The sequence below is a fragment of the Herbidospora yilanensis genome, assembly GCF_001570565.1.
In the GTDB taxonomy this organism is placed as follows: domain Bacteria; phylum Actinomycetota; class Actinomycetes; order Streptosporangiales; family Streptosporangiaceae; genus Herbidospora; species Herbidospora yilanensis.
Window position 1 is genome coordinate 14,885 of record NZ_BBXE01000033.1, and the last position, 17,399, is coordinate 32,283.

The following is a 17,399-nucleotide window of genomic DNA, read 5'->3' on the forward strand; positions in this document are numbered from 1 at the left end:
GGAGAGACGGATTCGGGGGACGTGAGGTTCGGGTCGCATGATGATCTGGAATCACCATAAGGTCCGGCGGACCGTTCCAGAACCCGTGTCTCACGGAGATGTCCGGATGGCCCGAAGACGTCCCGGGCCGTTACGTGATCAAGGCTTCGCAGTCCTTCAGAACCGTCACTGGCTTCGCTCACAGGTTGTCGCGTGCGTACCCGGCGGCCTCCGTCCGGTTCCGGACGCCGATCTTGGCGAAGGCGTTGTTGATGTGCGTCTTGACGGTCGTCTCCGCGATGAAGAGGGCCGCGCCGATCTCCGTGTTGCTGAGCCCCCGCGCCACCAGCCGCAGCACTTCGGCCTCCCGTGCGGTCAGCCCGTCAGGGAGGGTCGCCGGTGGCGGCGGCGCGGCACGGGTCAGCGCCTCGACCAGCCGCCGCGACACCGCGGCCGTGAACGTCGACTGCCCCGCGGCGGCCGAACGCAGCGCCGCGGCGATCTCGGCCCGCCCGGCGTCCTTGGTGAGATAGCCGCGCGCCCCGGCCAGCAGCGCGGAGTCGACGGACCGGTCGTCGTCGTAGGTGGTCAGCACGACGACCGCCGTCTCCGGATACCGCCGGGAGATCCGCCGGGTGGCCTCGACGCCGTCCATGACGGGCATGCGCAAGTCCATCAGCACGACGTCGGGACGCGTTTGCGCCACCAGGCGCAGGGCCTCCTCCCCGTTCCCGGCGTCGCCCACGACCTCGATCTCGCCGACCAGCCCGAGCAGCGCCACCAGGCCCTCACGCATGACCTGCTGGTCGTCGACCACCACGACCCTCACTCGGGCACCTCCGCCCGGACCGTCCACTCGCCGCCGGAGGGGCCGGCGGTCAGCGTCCCACCCGCCAGGGCCAGCCGCTCCCCCATGCCCCGCAGCCCGTGCCCGGTCGTCCGGGGCAGGTCGGCGCACGGGTTGCGCACCACCAGCCGGACCACGTCCTCGCCGTACCCGAGCTCGACCGTCACCGGCGCGTTCGCGGCGTGCTTGGCCGCGTTGGTGAGCGCCTCGCGCGCGGTGCGCAGCAGGCAGACCTCCGCCGCCGGGGTGATCGGCCGCCGGACGCCGGTGGTCCGCAACTCGGCGGCGACGTCGTGATCGTGGCGATGCTCGGCGACGAGCAGGCTCAGCGCGTCGGGCAGCGGAGGCACGTCCTCCCGCAGCGCCGCCACCGCCGACCTCGCCTCCAGCAAGCCCTCCCTGGCCAGTGCCCTCGACCGCCGGATGCGCGCCGCCGCCCCGTCGACGTCGCCCTTCTCGCTGAGCAGCGCCTCGGCGACCTCCAGCTGCACCCCGAGCGCCCCGAGGGAGTGCGCCAGGACGTCGTGGAGCTCCCGGGCGATCCGGGCGCGCTCGGCCAGGGCCGTCGCCCTGATCCGGTCGTGCTGGGCCCGGCGGTAGTGGCGGCGGTGCAGGGCGAACAGCACCGTGCACGTCATGACGGCGCCGCTGACGACGATCGCCGACCGTGGTTGCGTCCACCACACCATGCTCGCGGCCATGAGCCCCAGATCGGCCGCCGTGACCGCGACGATCGCCGCCGTCGACGGCGTGAGGTGCGCCGCGAACAGCAGCAACGTGGCGAACAGGAAGACCGTCGGCGCCGCCTCCGCCGACCCCGACACCGCCGCGGCGGCCCCCGAAGCGGCCGCGAGCAGGGTCGCGGCCGTGCGGGGGCGGCGCGCGTCGAGGAGGACGAAGGCCAGCCAGCAGGCCATCGACAGGCCGAGCGCGGACCAGACGAGCGCGGGGGCGCGGTCGGGCGAGGCGGTCGCGAGGGACCAGGCCAGGACGAGCGTCATCAGCAGCCTGACCAGGCGGCCCGTCTCCGGGTCGTCGGCCGCCAGCAGGCGCATGACCCGTGCGCGCACCTCGCTCATCGGCTCAGCGCGCGTCCCTCAGGGTCAGCATCATGTCCACCAAGATAAGGCGGAAGGCGACGAAGCCGACCACCACCAGGATGGCCACGACGACGATCGCGAGCAGGAGCTTGCCGTTCATCTTTCCCCCGTTGGCGTCCAGAAGGCGGTGCAGCAGGTCGAGCCACATGCCTGAGCGTTTTGTCATGTGGTGGACGGTAGGGAGGGGGCGGGGTGGAGTCGGCCCTGCTTTGGGTGGAGAGGGGGGTGGAAGTCTGGACGGCCGGCTGTTCGCCGTCGGTACAGTGCGTCGATGGCCATACCTCGCAAAGGCTCCCGGCTCATCACCGTGAACGGCACGGTCTATCGCCGGCGAGTTCGGCACAGGCCGACTCATCTGGAGTCCGCTGTCCTTCTCGGTGGAACACGGGATGCGTCCCGGAAGTGTGCTCCTGGTCAGTCTGCCCTGGGCACGGCCGGACAACTGGGTCGGCGCGAGAGCTGTGACGGTGCGGCCGGGACTGGTGGCATCGGTCATCCGGCGGGCACTCGACGAGGGATGGACGCCGGACGCCGCCGGCTCGACCGTCTCCCTCGCCATTACCGAGAACGAACCGGCTGAGTACGCCGCCCCGTTCCGGTAGAGCCTGGCCGGGAAGGACGCGACGTCCGTCACCGATCGTTTGGAACGCGAGTGAGGACCACGACGAACCGTTCTTAAGCGGCTACCCGATGGTCTTCCTTCAGGAAGGCTGAGCTGCGCAGAGCGACGTCGTCGAGCCGCCAGGCGGCGAACCGCTGGCTGAAAAGCCAGCTCAGAGGCTTAAGGTGGACGAGTCGGCCTCTAGGCCGGGTGCCGCTTCCGCGTGAGCGTTGCCTGCACGAAGATGCTTGGAACCGCGTGCCACCTGCGAGAATGTTGCCGCTCGTTCTCGTCGCTTGCCAGCAGTTCTCAACGCCATGTGCCCTGAAAACGCCCGACGGCAAATCGCCGGCCAGGGCACGCGCACGGGCTGCCACCTGACTAAAGCCAAAGGGTCAGGATTCCTCAACGAGTTCCGCTGCGGCCTTCGGATCCATGATGTTAGACCAGACCTGTTCGGCGGGCAGCAGATCGCGTTCAGGAAGTGCGTACTCGGGAAACCACGCGTCCGCCTCACAGCCGGGAACCCGGCTAAGAATCATCGCGGTCAGGTTGGCCGGAGCTGAGCCGGTGATGCGAATAGCCGCGTAAGTCTCATTTCCGTCGTCAGCGCGGATCAGAATGCCGAGGCGGAAGCCGGGGAAGTCGGCAGCGTGTTCGTGTCCGTCGCGCAGGGAACCGCGTGCGAGATCGCGAATCGTGGAGTTGAGGCGCTGGGCGAATCTGGTGGCCGCTTCGAGCTGGTAGCGGTCGTAGTCGGCGTCAGTGGGCAGGAGATGCCTGCTGTAGGTGCTGGTGGTCAGGGCTTGGTCGTGCTTCGCGTTGTGGCGGGCACGGGCCGCATTTCCGCCGGCTTCCAGAGCCGCGTAGAAGTCATCGCCGGAGCCGTCTTCGCGGGTGCCTGCGGCTACCAACCACGCAGAAACTTCGGCGTCGGGATCGTCGATCCATACGGCGCCGCGCCAGCGCTGCACTTTCACCTTGAACAGCACCACATCGTCGATGGCGCGGATGCGCTCGTGCGCGGTACCGGGATCGGCGAACTGCTCGGAAGCCTTGTCGAGCAGGGGGTGGGTGATCGCGTCCAAGGGGATCTGCGCCGAGGGCAGGGACAGCTTCAGATCGTCGCGGAGGGCGCGCAGCGTGGGACGGACGCGATGCGTGGCGATGTCATTCCTCCCAGTCGCCAGTGCCGCCGAGTTCGGTGACGCGTTCGGGCGACAGACCGCTTAGCAGGGACACGCTGGAAGACAGGGAGCCGTCCAGAACCTTCATCGACTCGATCATCCCGCGTCGGACCTGTTCCCGCTGCTGGTCCAGGTAGACACGTACTGCGGTGGCGACCAGGTCTTTCTTGGTCACTCCGAGGAAGTGGGCTCCTTGCGAGATCAGCTCATCGGTTGCCGGGTCGACCTTCAGCGGCGCTTGCCTCTTGGCCGGGCGTGGCATCGTCATGGACACCCTCCTGAGCTCCTAGTACCCATGTACCTCAAGGATACAACACGAAGGGTCACTTTGAGAGGGGAAACCGTGTTCGCCGCCTACCTCGAACGCCCTCACGGCTGTTGGATCTTCCTGGGAGCGCATATCCGTGCAGCTCGTAAATGCCGAAGGCGGAGAAGCCAATAAACACCGTTCCTCGGAGAGGAAGACTGGGCACGGCACCCATCGAAATCATGATCAGTTTCGCTCGCGAACCCCTGACGGAACCGGCGATCTTGTAAATGATCTCGCGCCTGATCGAAGGCTTAGGGGCGGACGAGTCGGCCTATAGGCCGGGTTCTAATTCCGCAGGATCGTGACCTGCACCGGAACCAGAGAGATGGCTTCTGAGCTGCAAAAACGCTGCCGCTGGTTGTCATCGCTTTGCAGCAGTTTCCGCGCTCGTGTGCCCTGGATGTGCCCGAAGGATCCGAGATACTGACCGGGTGCGGAAAGCAAGGCCTACGAACCGTCACCGCTCGCTGAGGTTCGCTCGCGTTTTCCGGCGGCTGTCGCTCAGTTCATCACTCAGGAGGCGACCAGTCCTTAGGTATCGGCTCCTTGAGGCGGCCAGTCAGGTGTGCCCAGTCGAGAACATCTGACAGCCACCACCAGTCCCGACCAGAGATCTTCCCTGCGGGAGTGGGGAACTTCGGCACGTTCACCCACTCTTTTGCCGAGCGCCGACGCCAGGCGATGACTGTGTTCTCAGACACGCCGAGATGTGCAGCGACAGCGTCGATACCTACGGGGACCCATGGTGACCTAGGGCGTTCCATGCCCCGAGTGTACGTTTGATACATGCGCATTTCTACCCAATGCGCATAGCTAAGCAATGCAGGTGGAACAGTATCCCAAGCAACCAGATTTGAAGAGTGCGGACCCACAACCCCGCGATCTTCTGCTGCGCAGGTCAGAGATTGCTCAGGTGGTTCCGCGAGTCACCGTGAAGGCCTCCGCCGGAGTCCTTGATCACTGACGTTGTGCCCGATTTGTGCCCTCCCGGCTGCTGGATCATGCCGGGAGGGCACACCCATGCAGGTCAGAGGGTTACAAGGCGGACGAGTCGGCCTATAGGCCGGGTTCTGTGGTCATCGCTGACCGACGGCCATCCATCTAGGGCCACGATTGCTCGTGGTCTCAAGCGGTCTACCCGCGCACCATCGGACGGGCAGTCCTCAAGCGGCGCGCGCGGGGACCCGAGGGTCCCCTTCTTGACCTTGCTCCGGGTGGGGTTTACCGAGCCGCCCCCGTCACCGGAGGCGCTGGTGGTCTCTTACACCACCGTTTCACCCTTACCTCCCCCATGCGGGAAAGGCGGTCTGTTCTCTGTGGCACTGTCCCGCGGGTCACCCCGGGTCGGCGTTACCGACCACCCTGCCCTGTGGAGCCCGGACCTTCCTCGGCGAAACCCGGTAAAGGGTCCCGACGCGGCCGTCCGGCCGGCTCGTCCGCCGTACGTCCAACCCTATCGGCTCTCCAAGCCCCGCATGTGGCCCCCTCCAAGTGGCCCATCAGCCCGCAGGGCGGCGAACTCGGCAAACGAGTAGTGGCCCCCCGCCAAGTGGCCCGATTCTCAAGCGCACCCCAACCCCGTGGCAAGCGGCAACCCGTCAAATGTCACAGAACGTGGTCGCACGGAAATCCACAGGGGGTAGTCGACGATGAACGCCACGAACCGGCCGCCGAGGGGCCCGCGGCCGATCCGGGCCGGTCAGCAGGGTCAGCACCGGCTGCGGGTCGACGGGGTCGACCTGGTCACGCGGCCCATGACGCCGGACGACGCACAGGGTGTGCGGGAGATGCACGAAAGGTGCTCCCCCGAGTCTCTGCGGCTGCGTTATTTCGGGCCGGCGCCGCGGTTGAGCGACGCGGTCATGCGGCTGTTCACCGATCCGGAGCGTGGTGTCACGCTGGTCACGCACGTCGCGGGGGAGCCGGGAAAGGTCGTCGCGATGACGAACCTGATGGATCTCGCACCCGGGGAGGCCGAGGTGGCGCTGCTCGTCGAGGACCGCTGGCAGGGGCGGGGGCTCGGGCGGGTGCTGCTGTGGCATGCGCTCGCTCTCGCGCCGTCCCGGCGGGTGCGGGTGGTCACCGCCAGTGTGTACGCCACCAACACGCGCATGCTCTCGCTTCTTGACGGCGCGGGGGCCGAGAAGCCGTCGATGACCGGGATGGTCCTCGACGTCCGGCTCCCGCTCGCCGGTCAGCGGGGGAACGTCAGGTGGGCGGTGTCGTTGAACACCCGCAGGACCGACGGGCCGTCGCTGTAGTAGTCGATCGCCGACAGGCAGGCCAGGTCGAGGTGCATGTGGTAGAGCGCTTCGGGGGGCGCGTTGAGGGCGTAGCGGACCAGGAGCTTGATCGGGGTCACGTGGGAGACGACCAGCACGGTCTCCCCCGGGTGGCCGGCCAGGATGCGTTCCCGCGCCCGTCGCACCCGGTGGCCGGCCGACTGGAAGCTCTCCCCGCCCGGCGGGGCCACCGCCGGGTCGGCCAGCCAGGCGTTCATCTCGTGGGGCCAGCGGTCTCTGATCTCGGCGAAGGTGCGGCCCTCCCACGCGCCGAAGTCGATCTCGCGGAGGTCGTCGTCGACGTGGACGGGCAGGCCGGTCGCCTCGGCCACGGCCTCGGCCGTCTGCCGGGCGCGGGCCAGGGGGGAGCTCACGATGGCGTCGAGCTTGGCCCCGGCCAGCCGGGCCGCCGCCTTCTCGGCCTGCGCCTCGCCCAGCTCGGTGAGGGCCGGGTCGCCCAGGCCGGAGAAGCGCTTCTCCACCGACAGCGGGGTCTGGCCGTGGCGCAGCAGGACCAGTGTGGTGGCCACCCGGGTCGCGCCGGTCCAGAGGTTTCCGGTCTTGGCCGGCGAAACGGTCTCCGTCCGGGTGCTCGTCGAGACGGAACCGGTTCGCGACTCGAAGAGGGAGGCGTCTAGAAGATCCGTCTCAGCAGGCGTGCCAGCAGCCTTCTCAGCAGGCCCCGGCGGCCCGTCCGCAGCCGGACCCTCGTCTTCCCGCGCCGGATGCGTATCCGCGTCGAAGATCCGCGTCGTCGTATGCGTACTCGTACTCGTCCATTTTTCGCCACGTGCCGCCGCATCCATCGCTTCGTTGGCCAGGGCGTCGGCGTGGGTGTTGCGCTCGCGGGGGATCCACGTCCACGTCACGCGGAAGCGGCGCGCCAGGGCGGCCGCCTCGGTGGCCAGGGGCCGGAGGCCCTCGTTCTTGATCTTCCAGCGGCCGGCCATCTGCTCGATGACCAGCTTCGAGTCCATGCGGACCTCGACGGGGACGCCGTCGAGGCCCAGCCCGGAAAGGGCCGTCAGGCCGGCGATCAGGCCCCGGTATTCGGCCACGTTGTTGGTCGTCACGCCGATCGACTCGGCCGCCTCGGCGATGACCGTGCCGTCGGGGGCGTAGACGACGGCACCGTAGCCGGCCGGGCCCGGGTTGCCCCGGGAGCCGCCGTCGGCCTCGATGGAGTAGGTCGTCACCTTGCACCTACAGCGTCGATGCCCCGTCCTTCAGAGCGGCCAGGACACATGGAACGGCGAAACATTTCGTTTTCCCGATTCGGCCGTTGCTTATCGATAGGATCAGCCGCATGTCCCGCTATCGTCTTTCGCCGACACCTGTCCAGGAGGCGGCGTTGGCGGAGCATTGCGGGCACGCGCGCTTCGTGTGGAATCTCGCCGTTGAGCAGCATTCGTATTGGAAGCCAGGACGAAAAAGCGCGCCGGGATTCGCCGAACAATGCCGTCAACTGACCGAAGCCCGCTTGGAATTCGAATGGTTGCGAAACGGCTCCATCATCGTCCAGCAACAGGCGCTCAAGGACTTCGCACAAGCGATGGCGAACTTCTTTGGCACGACCCACCGCAAGCCGACCTGGCGTAAACGCGGCCGGGGTGACGGGTTCCGCATTGTGGCCGTCAAGCCGGGTGATGTGCGCCGCCTGTCCCGCCACGTGGGCGAGGTCAGGGTGCCCAAGGTCGGCTGGGTGCGGTTCCGCTGGTCCCGCGCCGTCTCCGGCGACGTGAAGTCCTACCGGATCACGCGGGATGCGGCCGGGCGCTGGCATGTGGCGTTTGCGGCCGTCCCCGAGTCGATCCCCGCTCCAGGTACGGGCGAGGTCGTCGGCGTCGATCGTGGTGTGACCGTCAGTGCCGCGCTGTCCACCGGCGGCGTGGAGACCGTCCCTGGCCTGCGCGAGGGCGAGAAGGACCGTCTGCTGCGCCTGCTGCGTAAGCTGGCCCGCGCCCAGCGGGGGTCGAACCGGCGCGGCCGGGTCAAGGCCGCCGTCGCCCGCCTGAAGGCGCGCGAGAGCGACCGGCGCAAGGACTGGGTGGAGAAGACCAGTACCCGCCTGGCCCGCGCCTTCGACGTGATCGGCGTCGAAGACCTGAAGATCCTCGACATGGCCAGGTCCGCGAGAGGCACACTGGAGATGCCCGGCACGAATGTCCGTCAGAAAGCCGGACTCAATCGGGGCGTTCTCGCCGCCGGCTGGGGCCGGCTTGTCACCCGCCTGGAGCAGAAAGCGCCCGGCCGGGTGGTGAAAGTGAGCCCGCGTTTCACGTCGCAGATCTGTAATGCGTGCGGAAATCGCGCGCCGGAAAACCGTGAGAGCCAAGCGGTGTTCCGGTGTCGCGCCTGCGGGCATCAGGCCAACGCCGACGTAAACGCGGCCAGGAACATTCGCGATATCGCCGCAGGGCGTGCGGTGAACGCGCGGGGAGGCGACCCGGTTGCGGGGCCTGTGAACCGTGAACCTCAACTTGTCCTCCTTTCCGGCTGAGATGAGTTGCAATCCCCCGTTCTGCGGCGGGGGCGGACGTCAAAGGCCCGACTCGTTGGTGCGGACCAGGATCCGGCGGCACTCCTCACACCGCACGACCTCGTCGGGCTTGGCGGCCCGGATGGCGTTCAGGTCGGCGATCGACAACGTGGTGCGGCAACCGAGGCAGCGGCCGCCGTGGAGGAGGGCGGCGCCCACGCCGCTGGACTCGCGCAGCTTCTCGTAGAGGGCCAGCAGGTCGGCGGGGATCTCCCCGGCGATCGTCTTGCGGCGGGCGGTGACCTCGGAGCCGTCCTTGTCGATCTCGGCGAAGGCGGTGTCGCGGCGGCTCTCGGCGCCGACGAGGTCGGCGGTGATGGTCTCGCGTTCGGCGCGCAGGGCGTCGACGCGGGCGTCGGCCGTCTCGCGGCGTTCCATGATCTCCAGCACGACCTCTTCGAGGTCGCCCTGGCGGCGGTGCAGCGAGGCGATCTCGGACTGGAGGCCGGCCAGGTCGCGGGGGGAGGAGACGGCGCCGGAGTCGAGGCGCTTCTGGTCGCGCTCGGCCCGCTGGCGGACGGCGTCGACGTCGGACTCGGCCTTCGACTGCTCGCGGCCCAGGTCGGCGGCCTCGGTCTCGGCGGCGATCATCTGGGTGGCGATCTGGGCCAGGCGTTTGCTCAGGTCGTCGATGCCGGCCAGTTCGGGGAGGGTGCGGCGGCGGTGGCGGAGCCGGTCGAGGGCTGCATCTTGCTCAGCCAGGTCGAGGAGTCGCTTCTGTGCGTCCGGTGCGGCTTTCATCCCTATCCTCGCTGTGCTGTTGTGGTCCAGGCGTCGGTGACCCTCTCGGAGACGCGCGCCTCCACATTATGGCCGGTCGCCGCGAGGGCCGTGGTCAGCCGTTCGGCGGCGTCGGTGAGCCAGGGCCACTCGGTGGCCCAGTGGGCGGCGTCGATCAGGGCGGGGCCGGCTTCCTCGGCGTACTCGCTGGCCGGATGGTGGCGCAGGTCGGCGGTGAGGAACACGTCGACGGCGGCCCGCCTGGCCGCTCCGAGCAGGGAGTCTCCGGCGCCGCCGGAGACGGCGACGGTCTTCACCAGGCGGTCGGGGTCGCCGGAGACGCGCAGGCCCCCGGACGTCCGGGGCAGGCCGTGGGCGGCCAGCGCCGCGAACTTGGCCAGCGTCATCGACACCGGCAGCTCGCCCACCCGGCCGAGGCCCAGCCGGGGGCGGTCGGGCAGCGGGGCGAGCGGGCGCAGCGACCCGCTCAGGCCGACCGCGCGGGCCAGCGCGTCGGAGACGCCGGGGTCGGCGACGTCGGCGTTGGTGTGGGCGGTGTAGAGGCCGACGCCCGCCCTGATCAGGCGGTGGACGATGCGGCCCTTGGCGGTGGTGGCGGCGACCGAGGTGACGCCCCTGAGGTAGAGCGGATGGTGGGTGACGATCAGGTCGGCGCCCCAGTCGAGGGCCTCGTCGGCGACGGCGGTCACCGGGTCGACGGCGAACAGCACCTTCCGCACCGGCTGGGCGGGGTCGCCGCAGACGAGGCCGACGGCGTCCCACGATTCCGCGGTGGCGGGGTCGTAGGCCGACTCCAGCGTGCGAATGACCGTTTGCAGGGTGGTCTCAGTCACCCTGGGAGGTTACCGGCCGCCGGGTTAGCGTGGTTTCATGCGCGTCGCCATCGTGGGAGCCGGGTTCGGCGGTCTGTGCATGGCCGTGAGACTGGCTCGAAAGGGCATTCCCCACGTCGTCTTCGAGAAGGGCGACGGGGTCGGCGGCACGTGGCGCGACAACACCTATCCCGGGGCGGGCTGCGACATCCCCTCCCACCTGTACTCCTACTCGTTCGACCCCTACTGCGACTGGTCGCGGCGCTACCCGGGGCAGCCGGAGATCCTCGCCTACCTGGAGATGATCGCGGCCAGGTACGGCGTGCGGCCGAGGTTCCGCACCGAGGTGACCGAGCTCGCCCACGACGGCGCCGGCTGGCTCGTCGTCACGCCCGGTTCGGCCGAGCGGTTCGACGTGGTGGTCACGGCCGTCGGGCAGCTCAACCGGCCGCGGGTGCCGGTCATCCCGGGCGCCGGGACCTTCGCGGGCGACGCCTTCCATTCGGCCCGCTGGGCGGGCCGCGACCTGGCGGGGAGGCGGGTCGCCGTCATCGGCACCGGGTCCTCGGCCGCGCAGCTCATCCCGCCGGTCGCCGCGACCGCCGAGCATCTGGACGTCTACCAGCGCACCCCCAACTGGGTGCTGCCGAAGGCCGACGCCGAGTTCGCGCCGCTGACCAGGGCGGTGTTCCGATGGGTGCCGGGGGCCCATCGGGCGTACCGGCGATGGTTCTTCGACTACGTCGAGAAGACGGTCTGGCCGGCCCTGGTCGGCGGGTGGAGCACCGACCTGATCAGGAGGACCGCGCTCGCCCACCTGCGCCGTCAGGTCCCCGACCCCGAACTACGCCGCAGGCTGACCCCCGCCTATCCGCCCGGCTGCAGACGGGTGGTCTTCGACAGCCACTTCTATCCCGCGCTGACCAGGCCGAACGTCGACCTGGTCACCGAGCCGATCGTCCGGATCGTCCCCGAAGGGGTGGAGACGCCCTCCGGGCTCAGAAGAGCCGACACGATCGTGTACGCCACCGGCTTCCGCTCCACCGAGTTCCTCCTGCCGATGGCCGTCACCAACGCCGACGGCCGCGACCTGCACGACCAGTGGAAGGACGGCGCCGAGGCCTACCTGGGCATGGCCGCCCCGGGCTTCCCCAACCTGTTCTTCCTGTACGGCCCCAACACCAACCTCGGCCACAACTCCATCGTCTACATGCTGGAGGCCCAGGTCGGGTACGTGCTGGGCTGCCTCGACCTGATCGCCCGGAGAGGCCGGATGGAGGTCACGGAGGAGGCGCTGGCGGCGTACACGACCGCTCTGAACAGGGCTCTGGCGGCCACGGTCTGGAACGGCGACTGCCGGAGCTGGTACAAGACCCCCGGCGGGAGGATCACCACCAACTGGCCGAGGACCGCCCGCGAATACCGGAGGATCACCCGGCGTCCCAGGCCAGGGGCATACAAGTTCGGGGCGGGGCGGTAACGTCCGGTAGACGCCCTCCCCGGAAGGAGCCCCGCCATGCTGCACTTCGACGCGGTGGTGGCCGACACCCACAACGACCTCCTGATGGCGGTGGCCGCCCGCCCGCCGAAACACTGGGCCCGCTACTTCCGTGACACCTGGCTCCCCCAGCTCACCGAGGGCGGGGTGGACCTCCAGGTGCTGCCGGTGTTCATCGACGACTGGTACCGCCCCGAGGGCGCGCTGCGGCAGACCCTGCGCATGATCGAGGCCGCCCACGTGATCGCCGCCGAGGTCGACGAGGTGCGGCTCTGCCTCGACGGCGGCGACGTCTCCGCCGCCCTGGCCGACGGGAGGATCGCGCTGGTCCTGGCCATGGAGAGCATGCCCGGCCTCGACTCCAGCGTCGAGCTCATCCCGACCCTCCACCGGCTCGGCGTGCGGGTGGCGTCGATCGCCCACTGGGGGCGGACCCCCCTGGCCGACGGCAGCGGCGAGGACGCCACCGGCTCCCGGCTGACCGCGGCGGGGGTCGAGGCCCTGGCGGCGATGGAGGACCTGGGTATCGTCTTCGACGTCTCCCACCTGGGCGCCTCCGGCGTGGCCCACGTGCTGGAACTGGCCCGGCGGCCGGTGATGGCGACCCACTCCTCGGCGCGGGCCCTGCTCGACCACCACCGGAACCTGACCGACGACCAGCTCCGCGGCGTCGCCGCCACGGGCGGCGTGATCTGCGTGAACTTCCTGCCGGCCTTCCTCACCGAGCACCCCCGCAAGGTCACGGTCGACGACCTGGTCGACCACATCGCCCACATCGCCTCGGTGGCCGGCATCGAGCACGTGGGCCTCGGCCCCGACTTCATCCGCGAGGTCCTCCACGACGTCACCCCGCCCTGCTGCGAGGCCACCCCGTCGGGCCTCGACGTCGAGGCGGTGATCCCCGGCCTCGACGGCCCGCGCGGCCTGCCGCTGGTGACCGAGGCGCTGGAGAAGCACGGCTTCTCCCCCGAGGAGATCCGGCTGATCCTGGGTGAGAACGTGCTGCGCCTGTTCCGCGCCGAACTGGGGGTCCGCCGGTGAACCTCGGCGAGATGGTCGGCGACCTGGAGGAACTGGTCGGCTGCGAGTCGTTCTCCGCCGACCACGCGGCGGTGGCCAAGAGCGCCGAGGTGGTCGCCGAGGTCGGGGCCCGGCGGCTGGGCGCCGCGCCCGACCGGGTGACGATCCGGGGGGTGTCGCACCTGCGGTGGACCTTCGGGCCGCCGCGTGTGCTGCTGCTCGGCCACCACGACACGGTCTGGCCGATCGGCACCCTGCGCGACATGCCGTGGAGCTGCCGCGACGGCGTCGCCCGCGGCCCCGGCGTCTTCGACATGAAGGCCGGCCTGGTGCAGCTCTTCCACGCCCTGTCCGGCCTGCCCTCCCTCGACGGGGTGTCGGTGCTGGTCGTCGGCGACGAGGAGCTCGGCTCCCCCACCTCCCGACCACTGATCGAGCAGTCGGCCCGGGGCCTGTCGGCCGCGTTCGTCCTGGAGGCCAGCGCCGACGGCGGGGCGTTGAAACTGGCGCGGAAGGGCATCTCCCGGTACGAACTCCTGGTGCACGGCCGGGCCGCCCACGCCGGCCTCGAACCGGAGAAGGGCGCCAACGCCGGCATCGAGCTCGCGCACCAGATCATCGCCATCACGCGGATCGCCGGAACCGTGGCGTCGTCGTCCCGGCCGGGCGCCCTGTCGGTGACCCCGACGCTGATGTCGGCCGGCACGTCCACGAACACGATCCCCGCCCTCGGGCGGGTGGCGATCGACGTGCGGGTGCCCGACGTGGCCTCCCAGCAGCGGGTCGACGAGCTGATGCGGGCCCTCACGCCCGTCGTCGACGGAACCCGGCTCGAACTGCTCGGCGGCCCGAACCGCCCGCCCTTCGACGGGGCCTCCTCCGCCGCCCTGTTCGAGCGGGCCGTGGCGATCGCCGCCTCGCTCGGCATGCCCCCGCTGACCGGGGTGTCGGTCGGCGGCGCCTCCGACGGCAACTTCACCGCCGGGGTCGGCACCCCCACCCTCGACGGGCTCGGCGCCCTCGGCGGCGGGGCCCACGCGCCCGAGGAGCACGTCCTGGTGGAGCACATGCCCGTCAGGGCCCGGCTGCTGACGGAACTGGTGCGGTCGGTGCTGGCGTGATCGTGCGGGAACTGACCACCCTGGCCGAGTTCGAGGCCCTCTACGGGGTGTTCGACACCATCTGGCGGCCCCAGCCGTCGAACCCTCCGGTGACCGTGGAGCTGATGCGGGCCTTCTCCCACGCGGGCAACTACGTGGCGGGCGCGTTCGTCGACGGGCGGCTGACCGGAGGGTCGGTGGGCTTCTGCTCCCCGCCCGGCGAGGCGACGCTCCACTCCCACGTGACCGGGGCGGTCTCACCCGGGGCCGGGCTGGCGCTCAAGCGGCACCAGCGATCGTGGGCGCTGGCCCGCGGGATCTCGACGATCACGTGGACGTTCGACCCCCTCGTCCGGCGGAACGCCTACTTCAACCTGGTGAAGCTCGGGGCGCGGCCGGAGCGGTACTACGAGAACTTCTACGGCGCGATGGCCGACGAGGTGAACGCCGGCGACGATGTTCCGCGACGGCGGCTACGTGTTGCGCTCGCCCTCGGACAGGTAGCGTTCCCGGACCTTCGTCCGCGACAACTTCCCCGTCGGCGTGCGGGGCAGTCGCTCCCGGAACTCGATCACCCGGGGATGCTTGAACCTCGCCAGCCGAGGCCCCAGGTGCTCCCTGAGCTCCTCCTCCGGCACCTTCTCCGCCGTCTGGACCAGCGCCACCACCGACTGTCCCCACTCCTCGTCGGGCACCCCGATCACCGCGGCCTCGACCACGCCCGGGTGGCTCAGCAGGGCGGCCTCGATCTCGGCCGGGTAGATGTTCACCCCGCCGCTGACGATCAGGTCGGTGCGCCGGTCGAGCAGGTAGAGGTATCCGTCGGGGTCGAGGTAGCCGATGTCGCCGGGGGCGTACCAGTCGCCGCGTTTCGAGGCGGCCGTCTTCTCCGGGTCCTTGCGGTATTCGAAGGTGCCCAGCGACGACTTCACGTAGATCATTCCGGGCACGCCGGGCGGGACGTCCGCGCCGTTCTCGTCGAGGACGCGGGCCTCCATGCCGGGGACGGGGCGGCCGACCGTGCCGGGGCGGGCGAGCCACTCGCCGGGTTTGACGGCGAAGGCGATGGTCGACTCGGTCGAGCCGTAGTACTCGTAGAGGACCGGGCCGAACCAGTCCATCATCGCCCGCTTCACCGGTACGGGGCAGGCGGCGGCCGTGTGGGTGACCTGGCGCAGCGAGGAGACGTCGAAGCGTTCCCTGGTCTCGGCGGGCAGGCGGAGCATGCGGTGGAACATGGTCGGCACCATCATCGTGTCGGTCACGCGGTGGCGTTCGATCAGTTCCAGCACCGACTCCGGGTCGAACCTCGGGGTGATGACGACCGTGTGGCCGAGGTGGAGGGCGAACTGGGCGTGGGCGCAGGGGGCCGAGTGGTACATCGGTGAGGTCACCAGGTGCACGCCGTCGCCCGGGCGCAGGTCGAGCACCTCCTCGATGAACCACAGGTAGAGCGGCAGGACCTCTTCCGGGGTCTTGGACGTCCGGGGGCGCTGGACGCCCTTCGGGAACCCCGTGGTGCCGCTCGTGTACCACATGACCTGGCCGTACGTGCGGTCGGGCGGGTCGGTGACCGGGTTGCCCAGGGCCAGGGCGGCGACGTCCTCCGGGGTCCGGACGACCAGTCTCGCGTCGCTGTCGGTGACGATGTAGCCGATCTCGGCCTCGGTGAGGTGCCAGTTGACCGGCACGTAGTAGAGGCCGGTCTGGCCGGTGGCCAGGAGCATGACCAGGGCGTCCAGGCCGTTGCGCAGCGTGCCGGCGACGACGTCGCCGGCGGACAGGCCCTGGTCGCGCAGGCCGTGGGAGACCTGGTTGGCGAGGGCGAGCAGTTCCCCGGCGCGGACCTCCGTGCCGTCGACGTCGATCACCGCGAGGCGGCCGGGGTCGGTCCGGGCGATCAGGTAGAAGCTCGGGTCCATACGTCGAGCATCGCGCCAGACGACCTGTTTGCCCAGCCTTGACCACGTTGAGTAGCCGCTATTTGACGTTATGTGATCATCTGGGACATCAGGGGGAAGAGGTTGTTCGGATGGCACCGATGGTCGATGCGGGGCCGGTTGACGTTGGTCGCCGGTCTGGTCATGACGCTCCTGTGCCTGTCCGTGCTCGCGACCGCCCTCATCGGCCTGCGCGGGCTGGCGAGCCAGTACAACGTCGACCGGGTCGTGCGGGTCACCCTCAAGACCATCCACCTGCTGAAGAAGGACCAGATCCCGGACGTGCTGCCGAGCCAGGGCATCGCCGGGCTCCAGGTGATCCGGCCCGACGGGTCGGTCGAGTCGTCCAGCGTGCTGCTGCAGGGCAAGCCGCGGATGGCGTACTTCCAGCCGCCGAACACGACCGTGCGGCAGGACATGGTCCACTGCGACTCCAAGTTGTGGCCCGGCCAGTGCATGGTGATCGTCGCCATCCGCGTCTACAACCCCGACGGCGACTACCTGATCTACGCCGCCGACCCGGTGGTGCCCTGGTACGTCGACCCGCGCGCCGACCTGCTGCTGTTCCTCGGGGCGGGGCTCATCGTCGTGGTGACGACCTTCGGCACGTACTGGCTGATGGGCAAGGCGCTTCGGCCGGTCGACGCGATCAGCGAGGAGCTCGCCACGATCACCGGCAGCGATCTCGACCACCGGGTGCCGGTGCCGAAGCACCACGACGAGATCCGCCGCCTGGCCGAGACCGCCAACGCCACCCTCGACCGCCTGGAGGAGGCCGTCGAGCAGCAGCGGCGGTTCGCCTCCGACGCCTCCCACGACCTGCGCAGCCCCCTCACCGCCATGCGCGCCGAGATCGAGGGCGCCCTGCTCGACGTCGAGACGACCGACTGGCGCGAGACCGGCGGGGCCATCCTGACCAGCGTCGACCGCCTGCAGGCCCTGGTGGACGACCTCCTCCAGATCGCCCGCCTCGACTCCGGCGCCCCGGGGCGGATGGACCCCGTCGACCTCGGCCAGCTCGCCGCGGCCGAACTCGACCGCCGCCGACGCCGGGTGCGGATCATCCGGGAGCTGGAGCCCGGCGTGGTCATCACGGGCGACCGCCTGCGCCTGGCCCGCGTGCTGACCAACCTGCTCGACAACGCCGAACGCCACGTCAACTCGGTCGTCGTCGTCAAGGTCTACGAGGAGGACGGCTCCGGCGTCCTGGAGGTCGTGGACGACGGCGCCGGCGTCCCGCACGACAAGTGGGAGCACGTCTTCCAGCGGTTCACCCGCCTCGACGCCGCCCGCTCCCGCGACGCCGGAGGGACCGGCCTCGGGCTCGCCATCGCCCGCCAGATCTGCGAGAGCCACGGCGGCAGCCTCGGCATCGAGGACAGCGTGAAGGGCGCCCGGTTCGTGATGCGAATCCCCGTGTCGCGCTAGGGTTCCGATGTGGCA

Annotated in this window: 16 protein-coding genes and 1 other RNA gene; 6 read left to right on the forward strand and 11 right to left on the reverse strand. The window is 69.9% G+C overall.

Annotation, left to right across the window (positions count from 1 at the left end; all coding sequences use genetic code 11):
* Window positions 1-178: 178 nt before the first annotated feature.
* The 6 genes from AW273_RS26075 to rnpB form a co-directional block, all read right to left on the reverse strand.
* Window positions 179-808, reverse strand: coding sequence for a response regulator (locus AW273_RS26075; protein WP_232327597.1), 630 nt, complete (start codon window positions 806-808; stop codon window positions 179-181).
* Entirely contained in the window at window positions 805-1,905 is a 1,101-nt protein-coding gene (locus AW273_RS26080) for a sensor histidine kinase (protein WP_062353371.1), read from the reverse strand. Before AW273_RS26080 ends, AW273_RS26075 begins: the two co-directional genes overlap by 4 nt.
* Window positions 1,906-1,909: 4 nt before the next feature.
* Window positions 1,910-2,092 (reverse strand): hypothetical protein, encoded by a 183-nt coding sequence (locus AW273_RS37485; RefSeq protein WP_157556154.1) that lies wholly within the window; start codon window positions 2,090-2,092, stop codon window positions 1,910-1,912.
* An 830-nt stretch (window positions 2,093-2,922) separates the two neighbouring features.
* Window positions 2,923-3,615: a hypothetical protein gene (locus AW273_RS26085; RefSeq protein WP_198168366.1), complete on the reverse strand. Its 693-nt coding sequence runs from the start codon at window positions 3,613-3,615 to the stop codon at window positions 2,923-2,925.
* An 82-nt stretch (window positions 3,616-3,697) separates the two neighbouring features.
* A complete protein-coding gene (locus tag AW273_RS26090) occupies window positions 3,698-3,982 on the reverse strand; it encodes a hypothetical protein (RefSeq protein WP_062353377.1) in 285 nt (94 codons plus the stop codon).
* Window positions 3,983-5,067: 1,085 nt separating this feature from the next.
* Window positions 5,068-5,459, reverse strand: an RNA gene (rnpB, locus tag AW273_RS26095) — RNase P RNA component class A.
* A gap of 214 nt (window positions 5,460-5,673) precedes the next feature.
* Here rnpB and AW273_RS26100 point away from each other — a divergent pair.
* Window positions 5,674-6,285 (forward strand): GNAT family N-acetyltransferase, encoded by a 612-nt coding sequence (locus AW273_RS26100; protein WP_062353380.1) that lies wholly within the window; start codon window positions 5,674-5,676, stop codon window positions 6,283-6,285.
* Here the strand turns inward: AW273_RS26100 and AW273_RS26105 are convergent.
* On the reverse strand, window positions 6,219-7,502 hold the full coding sequence (locus AW273_RS26105; protein ID WP_062353382.1) for a bifunctional RNase H/acid phosphatase: 1,284 nt from the start codon (window positions 7,500-7,502) through the stop codon (window positions 6,219-6,221). The genes AW273_RS26100 and AW273_RS26105 overlap by 67 nt on opposite strands.
* Window positions 7,503-7,612: 110 nt before the next feature.
* Here AW273_RS26105 and AW273_RS26110 point away from each other — a divergent pair, with 110 nt between their 5' ends.
* Window positions 7,613-8,806, forward strand: a complete 1,194-nt coding sequence (locus tag AW273_RS26110) for an RNA-guided endonuclease InsQ/TnpB family protein (RefSeq protein ID WP_083950075.1) — start codon at window positions 7,613-7,615, stop codon at window positions 8,804-8,806.
* A gap of 39 nt (window positions 8,807-8,845) precedes the next feature.
* On the opposite strand, the gene AW273_RS26115 is transcribed toward AW273_RS26110, so the two are convergent.
* Window positions 8,846-9,586 carry a zinc ribbon domain-containing protein gene (locus tag AW273_RS26115; RefSeq protein ID WP_062353385.1) on the reverse strand — a complete coding sequence of 247 codons (741 nt, stop codon included), beginning with the start codon at window positions 9,584-9,586 and terminating at the stop codon, window positions 8,846-8,848.
* Window positions 9,587-9,588: 2 nt separating this feature from the next.
* Window positions 9,589-10,419, reverse strand: coding sequence for a Nif3-like dinuclear metal center hexameric protein (locus AW273_RS26120; RefSeq protein ID WP_062353388.1), 831 nt, complete (start codon window positions 10,417-10,419; stop codon window positions 9,589-9,591).
* Between the two features lie 37 nt (window positions 10,420-10,456).
* On the opposite strand from AW273_RS26120, the gene AW273_RS26125 reads away from it, so the two are divergent.
* From AW273_RS26125 to AW273_RS26135, 3 genes are read left to right on the forward strand one after another with little or no spacing between them, the layout of a single operon-like run.
* Window positions 10,457-11,878: a flavin-containing monooxygenase gene (locus AW273_RS26125; RefSeq protein WP_062353391.1), complete on the forward strand. Its 1,422-nt coding sequence runs from the start codon at window positions 10,457-10,459 to the stop codon at window positions 11,876-11,878.
* 36 nt (window positions 11,879-11,914) lie between these two features.
* Complete coding sequence (locus AW273_RS26130; protein ID WP_062353394.1) at window positions 11,915-12,937, forward strand: dipeptidase; 1,023 nt, start codon at window positions 11,915-11,917, stop codon at window positions 12,935-12,937.
* Complete coding sequence (locus AW273_RS26135; protein ID WP_198168367.1) at window positions 12,934-14,037, forward strand: M20 family metallopeptidase; 1,104 nt, start codon at window positions 12,934-12,936, stop codon at window positions 14,035-14,037. The genes AW273_RS26130 and AW273_RS26135 overlap by 4 nt, the downstream gene beginning before the upstream one ends.
* Before the next feature lie 130 nt (window positions 14,038-14,167).
* Here the strand turns inward: AW273_RS26135 and AW273_RS26140 are convergent, their stop codons facing one another.
* A complete protein-coding gene (locus AW273_RS26140) occupies window positions 14,168-14,347 on the reverse strand; it encodes a hypothetical protein (RefSeq protein ID WP_062353396.1) in 180 nt (59 codons plus the stop codon).
* A gap of 142 nt (window positions 14,348-14,489) precedes the next feature.
* On the reverse strand, window positions 14,490-15,938 hold the full coding sequence (locus AW273_RS26145) for an AMP-binding protein (RefSeq protein ID WP_062353399.1): 1,449 nt from the start codon (window positions 15,936-15,938) through the stop codon (window positions 14,490-14,492).
* Window positions 15,939-16,064: 126 nt separating this feature from the next.
* On the opposite strand from AW273_RS26145, the gene AW273_RS26150 reads away from it, so the two are divergent.
* The gene (locus AW273_RS26150) at window positions 16,065-17,384 is read left to right on the forward strand and encodes a sensor histidine kinase (RefSeq protein ID WP_063910112.1); all 1,320 of its coding nucleotides are present in this window, start codon (window positions 16,065-16,067) and stop codon (window positions 17,382-17,384) included.
* Window positions 17,385-17,399 lie beyond the last annotated feature (15 nt).